This is a genomic window from Flavobacterium sp. IB48 (assembly GCF_016405855.1).
Taxonomy (GTDB): Bacteria; Bacteroidota; Bacteroidia; order Flavobacteriales; family Flavobacteriaceae; genus Flavobacterium; species Flavobacterium ginsengisoli.
In genome coordinates, this window is sequence record NZ_JAEFCA010000028.1 from 1 (window position 1) to 915 (window position 915).

A 915-nucleotide genomic window follows, 5' to 3' on the forward strand; every position below is an offset into this window, starting at 1 on the left:
TTATTTTATTGCGGTACAGCCCAGCTTTTCTATAATGCTGTTAAACCGGATTATCTTGGGAATTGGGAAGTAATATTTCAATTGCAGGTTATTTTGTAAAAGAGTAGTGGCCCCCTTGTAATACGAAGATAAAGGAGAAAGGAAAATTTTGGTTAATTGTCTTTTTTTGAGTTTAAAAAGTAATGAATATTTAAAATAAAAAATTATGAAATTTTCAAGATATATTCCAGTCAAATTACTCTGCTTTACGTTTTTTTTTCTTTTAAACTATACTGTTTTTAGTCAGGAGCAGGAGAAAGCAGGAGCAAGTGCTCAGGAACTGGCAGATAAACTGGCCAATCCCGTTGCGAGCCTGATTAGTGTTCCGCTTCAAAATAATCTTAATTATGGTATCGGACCTTATAATGGCATAAAATACACGGTCAATATACAGCCTGTAATTCCTTTTAAATTAAGTGATAATCTGGATTTGATTACACGATATATTTTGCCGGTGGTGGACCAGCAGGATATTACTGGCGAAGACACCCATGAATTTGGCTTAAGTGATGCAACTGTAACGGCTTTTTTTGCTCCTAAAACTAAAGGAATTATTTTGGGGATTGGCCCTGCTTTTTTAGTGCCAACAGCAACCGACAAGTTACTAGGAACAGAAAAATTTGGAGTCGGGCCAAGTATCTTGGTCATGCATCAGAAAAATGGGCTTTCGTTGGGTTTTCTCGCTAATCAAATCTGGTCTGTAGCCGGAAATAATGATCGTAACGATGTTAATAGTTTTTACACCCAAATGTTTATGTCGTATAGTTATAAAAGTGGTGCCAGTTTAGGGGTGAATGCCGAAGTAACCCAGAATTGGGAAGGCAATACAACCATGATTTCCTTAAATCCATCTGTTGGAGGCATAACCAAATTTGG

At 36.7% G+C, this 915-nt stretch carries 1 protein-coding gene; it reads left to right on the forward strand.

What is annotated here, in order from left to right; all coding sequences use genetic code 11:
* Positions 1–205: 205 nt before the first annotated feature.
* Positions 206–915 (forward strand): hypothetical protein (locus JC605_RS23610; protein WP_198858531.1); only part of this gene is annotated, 710 nt, incomplete at its 3' end.